The organism is Duganella lactea (assembly GCF_009857505.1).
GTDB classification, from domain to species: Bacteria; Pseudomonadota; Gammaproteobacteria; order Burkholderiales; family Burkholderiaceae_D; genus Rugamonas; species Rugamonas lactea.
This window is the reverse complement of sequence record NZ_WWCP01000007.1, coordinates 163,822-179,761: the sequence shown is the minus strand read 5'-3', so window position 1 is coordinate 179,761 and position 15,940 is coordinate 163,822. Positions and strand designations below refer to the sequence as shown.

Below are 15,940 nucleotides of genomic sequence, written 5' to 3'. Positions count from 1 at the left end.
CGCCCAGCTTCGTCAGCTTGGCTTCGCGCTCCTGCGCAGCAAAAAGGTTGGGTTTCATCATGGCAGAGTCGTCAAGGTTGATGCGCTGACATCATGCCACGGCCGGGCCGGTTTTTCGAGGCCCCCATGAGTGTTTCAACGGCATTTTCATCGTTTATGAAAGAAGCTCCAGCTCACGCCGGGGCATGGATGCAAATGGTGTCAGGCGTCGGTGATGCTTCTGCGCTCGATAAAAAAACTGCGGAACTGGCTTATATCGCTGTGCTGGCAGCTACCGGGAATACTTCCGGCATTGCGTTTCACGTGCTTTCGGCAAAGTCGCTCGGAGCATCGAAGCAGGAGGTGCTAAGCGCTGTTCTGCTGGGCTTGCCTGCTGTCGGTGCAGTGGTTATTGGTGCGGTGCCTGTCGCGGTGGAGGCGTATGACCAGCAAGGTTAATAAATCCTGGCATGAAGAAAATCGCATGCCGAGTAACGCAACGCTACAGCAGCGCATCGCGTGGCACCAAGCCCATTCAGCCGCGTGTGGGTGTCGTCCTATTCCTTCGTCCATTCTTGAAGCGCTTGCTCGCGGCGAGGGCGGCGCCACTACGCCGGACAAATCTGCCTGATCAGATTGCGAGCCGTGCCGCCTTGACGTCACGCGCCGGTAATGCCGGCATGGTAATCTCGCTCCTTTTATTTTGATGCCTTTTTCCGGCTTGCACGCCAATGCAAATACTTGTGAATCTCAATCTGGACTCGTTGCTCGATACGTTTGTGTCCTTGACTGCGGCGTTCGTGTTGGGCGGGATGATTGGGCTGGAGCGTCAATACCGGCAGCGCACGGCGGGGCTGAGGACCAATGTGCTGGTGGCGGTCGGTGCGGCGATGTTCGTTGATATGGCGAATCGCTTGCAGGGACATGAGGGCGCGGTGCATGTGATTGCTTATGTCGTGTCCGGCATTGGCTTCCTCGGCGCCGGGGCGATCATGCGTGAGGACGGCAATGTGCGCGGCTTGAATACGGCGGCGACCCTGTGGGGCTCGGCCTGCGTTGGCGCGGCCGCCGGCGCGGATCTGATTTTGGAGGCGGTGCTGGCCGCCTTGTTTGTGCTGGCCGCGAATACGTTGTTGCGCCCCGTCGTCAATAAGATTAACCGCAAGCCGCTGGATGTCGAGTCGGTCGAGGTGACGAACATCTTGTATGTGATCGCGGAGAAGGCGCATCAAAAAACCGTGATGGCGCAGTTGGAGGAGGCGCTGGAGCAGGGGAATTATCCAACCCGCTCGCTCAATCTCCATGCCTTCGGTCAGGATGAAATCGAGATCGAGGCGACGCTCGCCAGTACCTCGGTCGATGGCGACGAGCTGGATCTGCTGGTCCAGCGCTTGCAGTCACTCGGGGCTGTCCGCCAGGCGTTCTGGAGTCCCAGTACCGCCGAGTAATAGATCGTGCCGCGTTGCGTTACTGCCAATCTTCCGTGTTTTTTCAGCAAAAACAAGGGTTGGCTATTGCGTTCGCAAAAACGCGCTGATATAGTACGCGCCTTGGAAATGTCCCCATCGTCTAGAGGCCTAGGACATCACCCTTTCACGGTGAGTACCGGGGTTCGAATCCCCGTGGGGACGCCAAGAGACATTTCCAAACGGCCAGTACGGACAGTTTCTGTCCCCATCGTCTAGAGGCCTAGGACATCACCCTTTCACGGTGAGTACCGGGGTTCGAATCCCCGTGGGGACGCCAGATCAGCAAAAAGCCGCCTTGTGCGGCTTTTTGCATTCTCTGCGCTCACCACGCCAGCGGCGCGTAGTTCACCGGCGGACGGTACATCGGCATCATCCCCAGCGTATAAGGATCGAAGGCCGGCGCCATCATCGGCATCATCATCGTCTGCGGTTGTGGCGCCGTCAGCGTCGTCTGCTGTTGCAGGCCTACGGCCAGCAGCGTGTCCGGCAGGCCGTAGCCGGTGCGGTTCTGGTCGCCCAGACTGACGCGGCGCGCGCTGGCGCGGATAATCTGGAACAGCCGCTCCACCCGGTCCGGCCCGCGCGCATTGTACTGCGGCGTCTGGAAGTCCGGATGGTGCGCCAGGCACAGCGCGGCCAGACCGGTCACATGCGGCGTGGCCATCGAGGTGCCGTCCCAGGCGGCGAAGTTGTTCGGCGGTACGCACGAGGTGATCGCCACACCCGGCGCGCACACCGCCACCTGTGGCCCGTGGCAGCTGAACTTGGCCGCGAAGTAGCCGTAGGCGTCGACGTTGGCGTCCAGCGTTTGCGTGTGGTAGCTGTCGGCCGGGAATTCGTCCAGCTTGCCGATGGCCGCCACCGCCAGCACGTTGGGCGACGCCGCCGGGTACTGCACGGCGCCGCCCGAATTGCCGGCCGCCACAATGCAGGCGATGCCGGCCCGCTTGGCGCGCACGATCTGCTGCTCCAGCGCCTCGGACACGTCGGCGCCGCCCAGCGACAGGTTGACCACGTCGATCTGCTTGTCGATGCAGTATTCCAGCGCGTCGATCAGCTGGCTGACTTGCCCGCCGGGGAATAGTTTGCATGCATGGACTTCGGCGTCGGGCGCGAAGCCGCGGATGCCGGAGGCGATGTCGGCCGCCGCGATCACGCCGGCGCAGTGCGAGCCGTGGCCCAGCGTGTCCTGGTCCCAGCCGTTGGGGTTGGTCTTCTTGTTGATGACGTCGAAGCCGGCGTGGATGCCGTGCAGATTGTCGTGGCTGGTGGCGGCGCCGGAATCGATGATGGCGATCCGCACGCCCTGGCCGCGATAGGTGCCGGGCAACTGGTCCAGCCGCATCGCCTTCTGCCCCCAGCCGTAGCAGCGCTGGCGCGGGAAGCCGGCCAGCGACGGCCAGTCCGACAGCGCGCGCAGCGCCACCACATTGATTTGCTCGCTGCTGATGTCGGGATCGCGCTGGTAGAAGCTCCAGTAGTCGGCCTTGGGTTTGACGTACAGGCCGCGCACGGTTTCGGGCGTTTCGCCGAACAGTGACAAGGTTACCTGGCCGTTGGCGTCGGTGGTGCCGTTGGCCGGCAGCATGCTGCCGAACAGTGACACTTCGGCGTTCGCCTGCGGCGCGCCATCTTTGCCCACCACGCTGATGACGGCGTTCAGCACCGGCCCACCGCCCTCGGTTGGGGTGACGCCGGTGACCATCTGCGGCAGGCGTAGCATCGGGTCCATCAGGTTCAGCGGCTGGTCGCGCTCGACCAGCAGACGGCCTTGGCCTTGCTGGTGCAGCGTCGCCGCTTTCTGTTCGGTCATGCGCGCCACCAGCACGCCCTGGCCACCGCCGAGGCCGTCGGCCAGCGCGCCCAGCACCGATTTGGCGCCGATCTTGTCGATGACCTCGATGTCGCTGCTGTTGCGCAGCGCCTGTTCCAGCGCGTCGAACTGTAACGGTTGCAGCCCCAGTGCCTGCAAGCCTTCCGGCGGCTGGCGGGGCGCGATGACAAACTGTTTCTTGCGGGCGCTGATGTTGCGGCCGGCACTGTCGGTGCGGCCGTTGCCTTGCGGCGCGGGTTCGGCCCCGCTGCTGGCGGCCGCTTCGGTAGCATGGGCGTCGCTGGCGTCGCCGGCTGGCGTGCCAAGATCTGGCGGCATGGCGCCGCCATTGGGATTCTTAGGCATGATATTCCTTTCAAAAGGGATCGAACGGGCCGTTGAACATCGATAGCGGCCGGTCTGGTTCTATGGTTAATTGGTGCGAGGGTGAGCCGGTCTGGCGGAAGTGCTGGTCCAGTTGGCGCGCCTTGTCCGGGGCGAGTTCCACCAACGCCGTGTGCGGTCGGTCGCGCGGGCCTATGATGTCGAGCACGGAAATGTCCGGATCGGTGGCGGCGACGGTGAGGAAGTCGTTGAGCGGGGCGCCGCGCGCGGCGTGGACCAGGAAGCGGGACTTGTCAGGCATGGCGATTCTCCTTAGAGTGCGGCGCCCTCCGGTGGCCTGGGCCGCCGGAGGGCTGTCATGCGCGGTGCGCGTTAGTGCAGGGTCTGGCCGCCGTACAGCGCGGTGTTGCCTTGCTGGGCCGCCAGTTGTGCCAGCTGTGCCTGTTGTTGTGCGTAGGCGGCGATCAGCGGATCGACATCGAACGGCAGCATGCCGCCCAGTTGGCCGGCGATGCCGCCGATGGTGTTGCCCAGGCCGGCGTTACCGAAGGCGCCGCCAATGGCGCCGCCCAGCGGCCGCCCCACGTTCTTCAGGACGTTGCCGAACCAGCCTTGTGGCGCCAGGCCTTGCTCCTGCAGTTGCTGTAGCTGGTGCAGCTGGTGTACTTGCTGTAGTTGTTGCAGCTGCTGTAGTTGCTGTAGTTGCTGCAACTGCGCCTGCTGCCCATAGGCTTGCGCCACCGGATCGGCGCTGAAGGGCAGCATGCCCCCCAGTTGGCCGGCGATGCCGCCGATGGTGTTGCCCAGGCCGGCGTTACCGAAGGCACCGCCAATGACGCCGCCCAGCGGCCGACCCACGTTCTTGATGATGTTGCCGAACCAGCCTTGCGGCGCCAGTTGGCCCATCTGTGCTTGTTGCAGCAGTTGCTGTTGCTGCGCCTGCTGCGCGTAGGCGGCGGCGACCGGGTCCAGGCCAAACGGCAGCAGCCCGCCGCCAATGCCGCCGGCCGCCTGGCCGATCTGACGGCCGAGGTTGGCATTGCCGAACAGGCCACCGATGCCGCGCCCAATCAGGCCGCCCAGCGGTGCGCCGAGCAGCCCGCCCAGAAAGCCTTGGGGTGCGAGCTCGCCCATTTGTTGGGGTGCAAATTGTTGTCCATAATATTGTTGATACTCGTTCATGACATCTCCTTGTCTGCGGGTGAAAGCAGCGGGCCGGTGGGCCGCACTGGTAGGGTTGGACTGACAGGTGGATGTGAAGTTTTGGTATTCTTGGTGGCCTTGGCGGGTTAATCAGGTATCATCCAGCCTCGATTTTTTTCTGCCCGAACGCATATGAAACTGGACCTGTTCTGCCGCGTGGTCGACAATTACGGCGACATCGGCATTTGCTGGCGTCTCGCCCGGCAACTGGTGCGCGAGCATGGCCTGACGGTCACGCTGTACGTGGACGATCTGGCCAGCTTCCGCCGCCTCTGCCCGGAGGTGGATGTGGCCGCCGACCGGCAGCAGGTGCAGCAGGTCGCGGTGCGCCACTGGCGCGATCAGGACGGCGTCTACACGCCGGCCGATGTGGCCGATATCGTGGTGGAATTTTTCGCGGTCGATCTGCCGCCTGGCTACATCGACGCCATGGCGCAATGCCAGCCGCGCCCGGTGTGGTTCAACCTGGAGGGGCTGACGGCGGAGGCGTGGGTCGAAGGTTGTCATCGCTTGCCGTCGCCGCAGCGCCAGGGGCTGATGAAGCATTTCTTCTTCCCCGGCTTCACTGGCAACACCGGCGGCCTGCTGCGCGAGGCGGCGCTGGAACAGCAACGTCTGCAATTCGCCCCCGCGCCGTTTCTGCGGCAGTTGGGCCTGACGCCGGCCGAGCTGGCGTCGCGCAAGGTGTCGCTGTTCTGTTATCCGCACGCGCCGGTGTCGGCCTTGTTCGAGGCGTGGCGGCTGGGCGACAAGCCGTTGACCTGTCTGGTGCCGGAAGGCGTGGCGGCCGACGCCGTGCGCGCCTTCACCGGTGGCGACGGCGCGGCCGGCGCGGTGGCCACGCACGGCGCGTTGACGGTGCGCGTGCTGCCTTTCGTGCCGCAGCCGGATTACGACAAATTGCTGTGGGCCTGCGACCTGAACTTCGTGCGCGGCGAGGACTCCTTCGTGCGCGCGCAGTGGGCGGGCAAGCCCTTCATCTGGCACATCTACCCGCAGGACGACAACCTGCATCACAAGAAATTGCGCGCCTTCCTGCAGCGTTACGCGGAAAACTTGCCGGAATTGGCAAGCTTTTCGCTGCGCTGGAACGGCGCCACGGCCGGCGTCGGCGCCGATGACTGGACTACGCTGTGGCGCGGGCTGGAGGGGGAGGGCGACGCCGCCACGGCGTGCGCCGAAGCGTGGCGACAGCAAATGCTGGCGCACGGCGATTTGGCCGGCAATATGCTGGCGTTCGCCGCCACGCTGAGGTAGGCGCTGGCAGAAAAACACGGTACAATGCCGGGTTAATTTCTAAGATGCTTTTTTTACCCGATCAAACGTAGGCCGCCCAGGCGACGATGATCTTTACGCAACCACCTTATTAAGTAGAATCACTATGAAACCTGCAAAAGAAATTCGTGTTGGCAATATCATTATGGTTGACGCTAAGCCATTCATCGTGCTGCGCTCCGACGTCAACGGTTCGAGCCGCACGGGCTTCACCTACAAGTGGAAAATGAAGAACCTGCTGACCAACGCGCCATTCGAAAGCGTGTTCCGCGGCGACGACAAATTCGACGTCGTGGTTCTGGACAAGAAGCCAGTGACCTACTCGTACTTCGCGGACCCACTGTACGTGTTCATGGACGCTGACTACGAACAGTACGAAATCGAAGAAGAAAACCTGGGCGACGCCCTGAACTACCTGAAAGACGGCATGGAATGCGAAGCTGTCTTCTATGACGGCAAAGCGATCTCGGTTGAACTGCCAACCACCATCCAGCGTCAGATCGTGTACTCGGAGCCAGCGGTTAAAGGCAACACCTCGGGTAACGTGACCAAGGAAGCCAAGATCGAAAACGCGATCGAATCGAAGCAGTTCTCGATCCAGGTGCCACTGTTCGTGTCGCAAGACGACGTTATCGAAATCGACAGCCGCACCAACGAATTCAAGAAAGTCGTGCGTAACTAAGCACCGGCTTTTTGGTCAGGAGCACGCCCGCGCAAGCCGGCGTGCTTTTTTTATGCCCGCTAGTTTTTCAGCACGTGACGGAACGTGGGTTCGATGTCCAGCGCGTGCAGGTGTTTGACGATGTCTTCCAGCGTGGCGTCTTTCAGCAGCAGGCCTTGCGCCGTTTCGGCGCGTGGCTTCTGGACGGGTGAGGGCGAGGGCGCCGCTTTGTGCTTGCGCTGCAGCGTGGCCAGCGCGTGCGCGAACCGCCCATCGCTGATGCTGTGGAGCTTTTCCAGGAAGGCCGCTTGCGCCATCTCGTTCGGCGCCATCTCCAGCCCCAGATCGTCGGCCAGCGCGCCACCCATGCCGGGATTGATGAACGCCGCCCACAGGCCGGTGGCCACGTGCAGGCAAGGCGGCAGTTCGACCATGGTGCGGCCGAAATCGATCTGCTCATCCTCAAAGTAAGACCGGTGCAGCAAGGCCAGGAACTGGCGCGCCTGCTCCAGCGGAATCGGCGACGCCAGCGACAGCCACAAACGATAGCTGTCGCCGCCCGACACGCTGACCGCCGGCGCCGGCAAATCCAGTTCCGATTGCAGCGCGTTGGCCACGTCGCACAAGCGCAGCCAGTGCCGCTCCTCGGCCGCCTTGTGGAAATCGATGACGATGGCGCGCGTCACGCCGTCTTGCGCCAGATCGAACGCAAACGTCGCCTCGCCGCGCAGGTGATGCTGCAGGCGCTGATGATTGTCCGCGTTGAGCAGGTACAGCCTTCTGAGTTCAGAAATTAACTTGTCCATCTCGCCATTATCGCCGATTATTGGGCAACTTCACATGATGACGGGGTAACGATGAAAGTTGTTCTGATGGCGTTGGCGTTGAGTTCCGGTTGGGCGGCGGCGAGCGAGTTCGCGGTGCCACATCAGTTGATCGATGTGGGCGGCGGCCGCAAAATGAATCTGTACTGCAGCGGCGCGGGCGCGCCGACTGTGGTGTTTGATGGACCGGCGGGCGATGCCGGGTGGGCGTGGTATCGTGTGCAGCCGGAAGTGGCCAAGCACACGCGGGCCTGCATCTTTGACCGCGCCGGCTTCGGCTTCAGCGATCCGTCCCCGCAGCCGAATACCGCCGACAGCGTGGCGAGCGATCTGCATAAGCTGCTGAGCGCCGCCGGAGAAAAAGGACCGTACATCATGGTGGGCAATTCGCTGGGCGGCGCGAATGTGCAGGTCTACACCTACCGCCATCCACAACTGGTGAAAGGGCTGGTGTTGGTCGAGGCCCAGCATGAGGATGAAACGGAACGACTGGATAAAGTCTCGGGCGGCAAAATCAAACAGTTCTACGCGATGGTCGCAGGCCAGGACAAGTACTGCCTGGATGCGGCGGAGCGGGGCTTCGACAAGGACAGCGAAAAGCAGAAGCAGTGTATCGGCGAGCCGCTGCAAAACTATGGCCCGCAACTGGGCGCCGCGATACTGGCATCCGAGCTGAAGCCTTCCTACTGGCGCGCCAAGTCGGCGGAGTACAACGCCATGTCCACCAGCGACGCGCAGTTGCGCAAACTGCGCCGGCCGTTCGGTGATATTCCGGTGCTGGTCCTCACGCGCAGCGTTAGCCCTTATGCGTTGCCGGGGCAGCCGCAAAGCACCGCCAACAAAGCCTTCGAAGCCGAAAACGTTTTGATCCAGAAGTCGTTCACCACGCTGTCGCCGCGCGGAACGCAGCGCATCGTCCCTGGCGCGGGTCATGCGATTCAGGCCGATAAACCTGAGGCGGTCGTCAACGCCGTGCTGGAAGTGCTGAAGCAGGTCCGGCCCTGACGGCGCTTACATCGCCTGCCGGACCAGCACAGCCTCGGCGCGGTACTGGTCCGGCAGGATGCGTTTGAGGTCTGCCAGCTTTGGCAGATCGTTGTAGACGATGTAAGGATCGTTCGGGTGCAGCGTCAGGTAGTTCTGGTGGTAGGCTTCCGCCACGTAGAATTGTTTGCCCGGTTCGATCCGCGTGGTCAGCGGTTTCTTGAAAGCGTGCGAGGCGTTTAGCTGCACAATGTACTGCTCCGCCACCGCTTGCTGCTGCGCCGTTTGCGGGAAGATGGCGGAGCGGTACTGCGTGCCGGTATCCGGTCCCTGGCGATTCAGCTGCGTTGGATCGTGCGCCACCGAGAAGAAAATCTGCAGCAGCTTGCCGTAGCTGATTTGCCTCGGGTCGTAGGTGATCTTCACCGATTCCGCGTGGCCGGTGTCGCCGCTTTCGACCGCTTCATAGCTGGCGTTGCGCTCATTGCCGCCGGAGTAGCCGGAGACGGCGTTGCTCACGCCCTTCACGTGCTGGAACACGCCTTGTACGCCCCAGAAGCAGCCGCCTGCGAAGATGGCGGTGGCGGTTTGCGCGCCACCCGCCGGTTCATCGACAACCGGCGGCGCGATCACGGTCGCCGATTCCGCCTGTTGGCAGCCCACGATGATGAAGAAGGCGAGTACGCCGCCCATTGCATTGATGCTGTTCATTGTCGTTCTCCTCGTTCAGGACTCGCCGGGGACGAAGCTGAGCGCCACGCCATCGATGCAGTAACGCAGGCCGGTCGGCTCCGGGCCGTCGTCAAACACGTCGCCCAGATGGCTGCCGCAGCGGCGGCATACCACCTCCACGCCGTACATGCCCAGCGACGAGGTCCTGCTGGTGATGACGCCACGGTCCAGCGGCTTCCAGAAGCTCGGCCAGCCAGTGCCGCTGTCGAATTTATGCTTCGACGAGAACAGCGGATTCTGGCAGCCGGCGCACAGGAATTTGCCCGCGCGGTGCTCCTTGTACAGCGGGCTGCTGAAAGGCCGCTCGGTGCCATGCTTGCGCAGCACGTCGTACTGGGCGGGCGTGAGTTGGGCGCGCCATTCGGCGTCGGTGCGGCTGACTTCCCAGGCGGCGGCGGGGGCGGCGACGCCGCCGCGGTAAGCGATGCCGGCCAACAGCGCGGCGCCGCCGGTCAGGATGAAAGAACGTCTCGATGTCATGCGGTCCTCCGTATGGGGAATAACGATGGAGCGTATTCTGCGCCGGCAGTGCTGACGAAATCCTCACGTAAACTTAAACTAATTGTGACACTTTCGCGCCGCGTATTGCGGCACAATGACGGACATGGACAACAAACGTGTACTCATCGTCGAGGACGATATGCATATCGCCGACCTGCTGCGCCTGCACCTTCAGGATGAAGGGTATCAGGTGACGCATTGTGCCGACGGCACGCAGGGCCTGGCCCAGGTGCGCACCGGCGGCTGGGATGCGCTCATCCTCGACATCATGCTGCCGGGCGTGGATGGACTGGAGATCTGCCGTCAGGCGCGTGCGATGACCACCTACACGCCGATCATCATCACCAGCGCGCGCTCCAGCGAAGTGCATCGCATCCTCGGCCTGGAACTGGGCGCGGACGACTATCTGCCCAAGCCATTCTCCGTGCTGGAACTGGTGGCGCGCGTCAAAGCGCTGCTGCGGCGGGCCGACGCCATGTCGCGCAACCAGCGCGGAGAAGGCGGGGCGCTGGAGCTGAACGGTGTGCGCGTCGATCCGATCACGCGTCAGGCGCAGTTGAACGGCGCCGCGCTGGACCTGACGCCGCGCGAATTCGACCTGCTCTACTTCTTCATCAAGCATCCCGAAAAAGTGTTCTCGCGGCTGGACCTGTTGAATCAGGTTTGGGGCTACCAGCATGACGGCTACGAACACACGGTCAACACCCACATCAACCGCCTGCGCGCCAAGATCGAGGCTGATCCTGCCGAACCGAAACGCATCCTCACCGTGTGGGGCAAGGGCTATCGCTACGCCAGCGAGGCGGCATGAACCTGACGTTGTCGCAGCGCCTGTCGCTGGTCTTTTCGGTGCTGCTGCTGGCCTGCTGCGGCGCGTCCGCATGGCTGCAGATCCGCGCCAACATCATGCACGAGAAAGAAGTGGTACAGGGCCTGTCGCGCGGCCTGGCGCGCAGCATCGCGCTGGACGCGCAGTTGATGCGCGCCGAGGACGCGCAAGCGCTGGGTCCGGAGATGGTGCGCCGGCTGTTCAGTCGCCTGATGGACGTCAACCCCAACGTGGAAGTCTACCTGCTCGACATGGAAGGCAAAATCGTCGGCCATGCCGCGCCGGAGGGCAGCCTGAAACGCAACCACGTCAGCCTCGATCCGATTCGCCGCCTGCTGGCCAACGAGCCGTTGCCGATCCAGGGCGATGACCCGCGCAGCGACAACGGCCGCAAAGTGTTCAGTGCCGCCATGCTGCGCGCCGGCGAGAAAAAGGTCGGCTACATCTATGTCATTCTGCAAAGCGAAGAACACGACCGCCTCGCCGCGCGCGCCACCGCCAGCTCCGTGCTGCGTACCACCTTGTGGTCGATGGTGGTGGTGGCGGCGCTGGTGCTGATCGCCGGCCTGATTGGCTTCCGCCTGATCACCCGTCCGCTGCGCCGCCTGACGACCACCATGCGCCAGCTGGATACCAAGGCCGATCAACTGGCGCTGCCGGCGCCCGCCGCGGCCAGCCAGCGCGATGAAATCGCCGTGCTGGAACACGCCTTCGGCGACATGGCCGCGCGCATCAACGAGCAGTGGAACACCATGCGCCAGCTGGATCACGACCGCCGCGAGGTGGTGGCCAATATCTCGCACGACCTGCGCACGCCGTTGGGTTCTCTGCACGGCTACCTGGAAACGCTGTCGCTGAAGGATGACACGCTGACGGCGGCCGAGCGACAGCACTATCTCGGCATCGCCCTGTCGCAAAGCCAAAAAGTAGGGCGCTTGGCGCAGGCGCTGTTTGAGCTGGCGCGCCTGGAACACGGCTCGGTACAGCCGGAACTGGAGCCTTTCTCGCTGTCCGACCTGATACAGGACGTCTTCCAGAAATTCGAGCTGCAAGCCGGCGAGCGCCAGGTGCGGCTGATGGCGACGTTGCCGCATCCCGCGCCGATGGTGCGCGCGGACCTGGGCATGATGGAGCGGGTGCTGACCAATCTGCTGGATAACGCGATCCGCCATACGCCGGCTGGCGGCGAGGTGGAAGTGACGGTGGCGCCGGTGGTCAACGCCCAAGTCACGGTGACGGTCGAGGATACCGGCCCCGGTGTGCCGTCGGTGATGCGCGAAAATCTGTTCCGCCGGCCGGTCGCGCTACAAGGCGAATACCGCGTCGGTGGACTCGGACTATTGACGGTCAACCGCATCCTGCAACTCCATCACAGCAAAATCGAATTGGTCAGTGAGCCCGGTGTCGGCGCCGTTTTCCGCTTTACGCTGGATGCAGCGTAAGCGGCTGACGCCATTCGGTCAGATAGTGCTGCGGCGTTTTGCCGAGGATGCGGCGGAACATGGCGCTGAACGCGCTGGCGCTCGCATAGCCCAGCGCCGCCGCGATTTCGCCCACGCTCTGACCTTGGGCCAGCCGGCCGAAAGCCTCGGCCAGATGCACTTGCTGTACCCACTGGCGGTAATGCAGGCCGGTCTCCTTCGGGAACAGGCGAATCAGCGTGCGCGCGCTGGCGCCCACTTGGTCGGCCCATTGTTCGATATTCTTGTCGCTGCCCGGATCGGCCATGATGGCCGAACACACCGCCAGCAGGCGCCGGTCGCGCGGCCACGGAATGGCGATCGGCACCGTCGTCGCCGCCGCCAGCTCGGACAGGATCAGCATCGCCAGATGCTCGCCGCGTCCCGGCAGCGGATATTCGATCGGCTCCTCCAGCAGCGCCAGTATCAGTTCCCGCAGCAGCGGACTGACTTCGATCACGCGGCAGGTGTCGCCGAAGGCCGCCGCAGTCTGCGGCTCGATGTAGATCGAGCGCATCGACACCTTGCTGATCGCCGTCCAGTGGTGCATTACGCCCGGCGGTATCCACAGCGCGCGGCGCGGGGGTAGTATCCACATGCCGGCGTCGGTCAGCACGCGCATCATGCCTTGCGTGGCGTAGAGCAGTTGCGCGCGCTCGTGGTGGTGCGGCGTGCCCGAGATGCCGTGTTCCTCGTCACGCGAGATGGCGGTGACGACGCGCGGCACGCGTTGATAGTCGCGATGGTCCTTGCTGCGTGAGTGATCTGGCATTTGGCACTTAGTCGACGATTATTGGAATATCCAGAGATTGAAGCCATATTACACTTAAACCATCCCAAAACAACAAGGCTTTACATCATGACTACCGCTGCAATCAGCCGTCCTCACGGCGACACGGTCATGCAGATCCTCGGCGCGGTCGCGCTGGTGCACCTGCTGAACGACCTTACCCAGGCCATGCTGCCATCGATTTACCCGATGCTGAAATCGGAGTTTGGCCTGAGCTTCACCCAGGTCGGCCTGATCACGCTGACCTTCCAGTGCACCGCTTCCCTGTTGCAGCCGTGGATAGGCCTGTACACCGACAAGCGTCCGATGCCGTTCCTGCTGCCGATGGGGATGGTGGCCACGCTGATCGGCGTGCTGATGATGTCCTTCGCCTCCACCTTCCCGTCGCTGCTGGTGTCGGCGGCGCTGATCGGCGTCGGTTCCTCGACCTTCCACCCGGAAGCCTCGCGCGTGGCGCGTGCCGCCTCCGGTGGCCGTTTTGGCTTCGCGCAGTCGCTGTTCCAGGTGGGCGGCAATGCCGGTTCGGCGCTGGGGCCCGTGCTGGCGGCGGCGGTGATCATTGGTCGCGGTCAGGGCAACATCGCCTGGTTTGCGCTGCTGGTGCTGGCCGCGATCGTGGTTCTGGTGTACGTGAGCCGCTGGCATAGCCACCATCTGGCGCAGCCGAAGAAGGCTGCCGCCACCGCCGTGTCGCCGCTGCCGAAGGCGAAGGTGTATGGCGCCATGACGGTGCTGGCGCTGCTGGTCTTCTCCAAGTACATCTACATGTCCAGCCTGACCAGCTATTACACCTTCTACCTGATCGATAAATTCGGCGTGTCGGTGTCGAACGCGCAGATGTACCTGTTCCTGTTCCTGGCCGCCGTTGCCGCCGGCACCTTCATGGGTGGCCCGATCGGTGATCGCATTGGCCGCAAGCGCGTGATCTGGATGTCGATTCTCGGCGCCGCGCCGTTTACGCTGGCGCTGCCGTATGTGGGGCTGTTCTGGACCGCGGTGCTGTCGGTGGTGATCGGCTTCGTGATCTCGTCCGCGTTCTCGGCCATCGTGGTGTTTGCGCAGGAGCTCATGCCGGGCAAGGTTGGCATGGTGGCCGGCATCTTCTTCGGCCTGATGTTCGGCGTCAGCGGCATCGGCGCGGCGGCCATGGGCCACATCGCCGACATCAAGGGCATCGCCTATGTGTATCAGCTGTGCTCTTACCTGCCGCTGTTGGGCATCCTGACGGTGCTGCTGCCGCATATCGAGCAGCCGAAGCACCGTTGAGTTGATCAGGCGTCGATGAAGCGCATCTTGAAGTTGCGGCCTTTGATGGCGCCGAAGTCGCCGCCCAGAGGATTGCCTTTGTTCAGCCGCGCAAAGGCGTCGTAGGCCACGCGGCGGTCGATGGCGACGTAGGTCTGGAACTCGGTCACGTTGATCTTGCCGACTTGTTCCTTGCTCAGACCAGCGTCGCCGGTCAGCGCGCCCAGCACGTCGCCTGGGCGCAGCTTGTCCTTTTTGCCGCCGGAGATCACCAGCGTCATCATCGGTGCCGGATCGACGCCGTATTCGTTGTCATCCAGGCTGCTCAAGTCGAACCAGTTGACCGGCTGGCCCTGATATTCTTCGATCAGCTTGACCCATTTTTTCTCGTTCGGCGCGCACAGCGACAACGCCAGGCCTTGTTCGCCGCCGCGGCCGGTGCGGCCGACGCGGTGGATGTGCACCTCGGTGTCCTTGGAGACGTCGACGTTGATCACCGCTTCCAGATTCGGGATGTCCAGGCCACGCGCGGCAACGTCGGTGGCCACCAGTACAGAGCAGCTACGGTTGGCGAACAGAATCAGGATCTCGTCGCGCTCACGCTGTTCCAGTTCACCGTACAGTGTCAGTGCGGAGAAGCCCTTCGATTGCAGATGCTCGACCAGTTCACGGCACTGCACCTTGGTGTTGCAGAAGGCGATGGCCGATACCGGCTTGTAATGGCCCAGCAGGCGCGCCACCGCTTCGTTGCGCTGGTCGAAGCCGATCTCGAAGAACAGTTGTTCGATCTGGCTGTTGTCGTGCTGCGCCTCGACGGTGACTTCGACCGGATCGACCAGGAAGTCGTCGGTGGCGCGACGGATATCGTCCGGGTAGGTGGCCGAGAACAGCAAGGTCTGGCGGCGTTTCGGGCAGGCGCTGACGATGCCGGCGATTTCGTCGTAGAAGCCCATGTCGGTCATGCGGTCCGCCTCGTCCAGCACCAGCGTGCTGACTTTGGACAGGTCCAGCGTCTCGCGGCCCAGGTGGTCGCGCACGCGGCCCGGCGTGCCGACCACGATGTGGGCGCCATGCTCCAGCGAGGCGATTTGCGGGCGCATCGGCGAGCCGCCGGTCAGCACCAGCACCTTGACGTTGCCGGTCGAGCGGGCCAGGCGGCGCAGCTCACCGGCCACCTGGTCGGCCAGCTCGCGGGTAGGGCACAGCACCAGCGCCTGCACGGCGAACCACGCCGGATTCAGCTTGGCCAGGATGCCGATGCCGAAGGCGGCGGTCTTGCCGCTGCCGGTCTTGGCCTGGGCGATCAGGTCGCGTCCCTCCAGCACCGAGGGCAGGCTTTGCGCCTGGATCGTGGTCATCTCCTTGTAGCCGAGCGAGTCGAGGTTGTCCAGGAAGGCGGAATTCAGCGGCAGGCTGGCAAAGGAGGTGGAAGTCATGGTGGTGGACCCTGTTCTAAAAGGATGTGGGCACAGTCTAACAGGCTAACAGTCGCCTGGCCCACTGTGCGGGCGGTGTTTGTGAGGTGTACAGCGCGTGTGCCGTATCAGTCACGCTTCCATACCGGCAAACCGGTAAGGTCGAGATTCTCGTCGCGGACCCAGAGCGGCAGACCGGTGGTGTCGGTCGGCTCCAGCAGTTCCAGTTGCTCCTGCTTGAGCGAGGCGCGGCGCGCGCGCGGCGGCGGCGAGCGCTTGGTTTCCGGTTCGAGCGGCGCGGCGGGAGCAAAGCCGGGCAGATCGAACGTCGCGTTATCTTTTTTATCTCTCATCGGGGAAAAACAAAAGCCCGGCTGTATCAGTCGGGCTTGGTAACTTACTTTGATTGCGCGCA

General features: G+C 63.4%; 17 protein-coding genes and 2 tRNA genes. 10 read left to right on the top strand and 9 right to left on the bottom strand.

The genetic code is table 11. The features are described 5' to 3' along the window. The first annotated feature begins 126 nt into the window (after window positions 1-126). From GTP44_RS09160 to GTP44_RS09145, 4 genes are all read left to right on the top strand, one after another. Entirely contained in the window at window positions 127-438 is a 312-nt protein-coding gene (locus GTP44_RS09160) for a carboxymuconolactone decarboxylase family protein (protein WP_160992783.1), read from the top strand. A gap of 272 nt (window positions 439-710) precedes the next feature. Next, window positions 711-1,427, top strand: a complete 717-nt coding sequence (locus GTP44_RS09155; RefSeq protein ID WP_161019186.1) for an MgtC/SapB family protein — start codon at window positions 711-713, stop codon at window positions 1,425-1,427. A 110-nt stretch (window positions 1,428-1,537) separates the two neighbouring features. Further along, window positions 1,538-1,613: transfer RNA gene (locus tag GTP44_RS09150), tRNA-Glu, on the top strand. A 36-nt stretch (window positions 1,614-1,649) separates the two neighbouring features. Continuing rightward, window positions 1,650-1,725, top strand: a tRNA-Glu gene (locus GTP44_RS09145). Window positions 1,726-1,770: 45 nt separating this feature from the next. On the opposite strand, the gene GTP44_RS09140 is transcribed toward GTP44_RS09145, so the two are convergent. The 3 genes from GTP44_RS09140 to GTP44_RS09130 all read right to left on the bottom strand — a co-directional run bounded on the left by GTP44_RS09140 (window position 1,771) and on the right by GTP44_RS09130 (window position 4,788). Beyond that, window positions 1,771-3,627, bottom strand: coding sequence for a S8 family serine peptidase (locus tag GTP44_RS09140; protein ID WP_161019185.1), 1,857 nt, complete (start codon window positions 3,625-3,627; stop codon window positions 1,771-1,773). A 10-nt stretch (window positions 3,628-3,637) separates the two neighbouring features. Then, a complete protein-coding gene (locus GTP44_RS09135) occupies window positions 3,638-3,907 on the bottom strand; it encodes a hypothetical protein (RefSeq protein WP_161019184.1) in 270 nt (89 codons plus the stop codon). A gap of 71 nt (window positions 3,908-3,978) precedes the next feature. Further along, a complete protein-coding gene (locus tag GTP44_RS09130) occupies window positions 3,979-4,788 on the bottom strand; it encodes a hypothetical protein (RefSeq protein ID WP_161019183.1) in 810 nt (269 codons plus the stop codon). A gap of 153 nt (window positions 4,789-4,941) precedes the next feature. On the opposite strand from GTP44_RS09130, the gene earP reads away from it, so the two are divergent. Both earP and GTP44_RS09120 read left to right on the top strand, forming a co-directional pair. Beyond that, complete coding sequence (gene earP / locus GTP44_RS09125) at window positions 4,942-6,066, top strand: elongation factor P maturation arginine rhamnosyltransferase EarP (RefSeq protein ID WP_161019182.1); 1,125 nt, start codon at window positions 4,942-4,944, stop codon at window positions 6,064-6,066. A 124-nt stretch (window positions 6,067-6,190) separates the two neighbouring features. Next, window positions 6,191-6,766, top strand: a complete 576-nt coding sequence (locus GTP44_RS09120; RefSeq protein ID WP_160992762.1) for an elongation factor P — start codon at window positions 6,191-6,193, stop codon at window positions 6,764-6,766. Between the two features lie 59 nt (window positions 6,767-6,825). On the opposite strand, the gene GTP44_RS09115 is transcribed toward GTP44_RS09120, so the two are convergent. Then, window positions 6,826-7,551, bottom strand: a complete 726-nt coding sequence (locus GTP44_RS09115) for a TOTE conflict system archaeo-eukaryotic primase domain-containing protein (RefSeq protein WP_161019181.1) — start codon at window positions 7,549-7,551, stop codon at window positions 6,826-6,828. A gap of 51 nt (window positions 7,552-7,602) precedes the next feature. Between GTP44_RS09115 and GTP44_RS09110 the strand changes: the two genes are divergently transcribed. Further along, complete coding sequence (locus GTP44_RS09110) at window positions 7,603-8,574, top strand: alpha/beta fold hydrolase (protein WP_161019180.1); 972 nt, start codon at window positions 7,603-7,605, stop codon at window positions 8,572-8,574. A gap of 6 nt (window positions 8,575-8,580) precedes the next feature. Here the strand turns inward: GTP44_RS09110 and msrA are convergent, their stop codons facing one another. Together msrA and msrB are read right to left on the bottom strand one after the other, a co-directional pair. Next, complete coding sequence (gene msrA, locus GTP44_RS09105) at window positions 8,581-9,264, bottom strand: peptide-methionine (S)-S-oxide reductase MsrA (RefSeq protein ID WP_161019179.1); 684 nt, start codon at window positions 9,262-9,264, stop codon at window positions 8,581-8,583. Between the two features lie 15 nt (window positions 9,265-9,279). Continuing rightward, window positions 9,280-9,765: a peptide-methionine (R)-S-oxide reductase MsrB gene (msrB, locus tag GTP44_RS09100; protein ID WP_161019178.1), complete on the bottom strand. Its 486-nt coding sequence runs from the start codon at window positions 9,763-9,765 to the stop codon at window positions 9,280-9,282. 115 nt (window positions 9,766-9,880) lie between these two features. On the opposite strand from msrB, the gene GTP44_RS09095 reads away from it, so the two are divergent. After that, window positions 9,881-10,597, top strand: a complete 717-nt coding sequence (locus GTP44_RS09095) for a response regulator transcription factor (RefSeq protein ID WP_371867184.1) — start codon at window positions 9,881-9,883, stop codon at window positions 10,595-10,597. Continuing rightward, window positions 10,594-12,057, top strand: coding sequence for a HAMP domain-containing sensor histidine kinase (locus GTP44_RS09090; protein ID WP_161019177.1), 1,464 nt, complete (start codon window positions 10,594-10,596; stop codon window positions 12,055-12,057). Before GTP44_RS09095 ends, GTP44_RS09090 begins: the two co-directional genes overlap by 4 nt. Here GTP44_RS09090 and GTP44_RS09085 read toward each other — a convergent pair. Next, on the bottom strand, window positions 12,038-12,847 hold the full coding sequence (locus GTP44_RS09085; protein ID WP_160992769.1) for an AraC family transcriptional regulator: 810 nt from the start codon (window positions 12,845-12,847) through the stop codon (window positions 12,038-12,040). The two genes, GTP44_RS09090 and GTP44_RS09085, sit on opposite strands and share 20 nt — an antisense overlap. A gap of 129 nt (window positions 12,848-12,976) precedes the next feature. Here GTP44_RS09085 and GTP44_RS09080 point away from each other — a divergent pair, with 129 nt between their 5' ends. After that, window positions 12,977-14,131, top strand: a complete 1,155-nt coding sequence (locus GTP44_RS09080) for an MFS transporter (protein WP_161019194.1) — start codon at window positions 12,977-12,979, stop codon at window positions 14,129-14,131. Window positions 14,132-14,136: 5 nt separating this feature from the next. Here GTP44_RS09080 and dbpA read toward each other — a convergent pair whose 3' ends face one another. Both dbpA and GTP44_RS09070 read right to left on the bottom strand, forming a co-directional pair. Further along, complete coding sequence (gene dbpA, locus GTP44_RS09075; RefSeq protein ID WP_161019176.1) at window positions 14,137-15,546, bottom strand: ATP-dependent RNA helicase DbpA; 1,410 nt, start codon at window positions 15,544-15,546, stop codon at window positions 14,137-14,139. A gap of 107 nt (window positions 15,547-15,653) precedes the next feature. Next, a complete protein-coding gene (locus GTP44_RS09070) occupies window positions 15,654-15,878 on the bottom strand; it encodes a hypothetical protein (protein WP_161019175.1) in 225 nt (74 codons plus the stop codon). Between the last annotated feature and the right edge of the window lie 62 nt (window positions 15,879-15,940).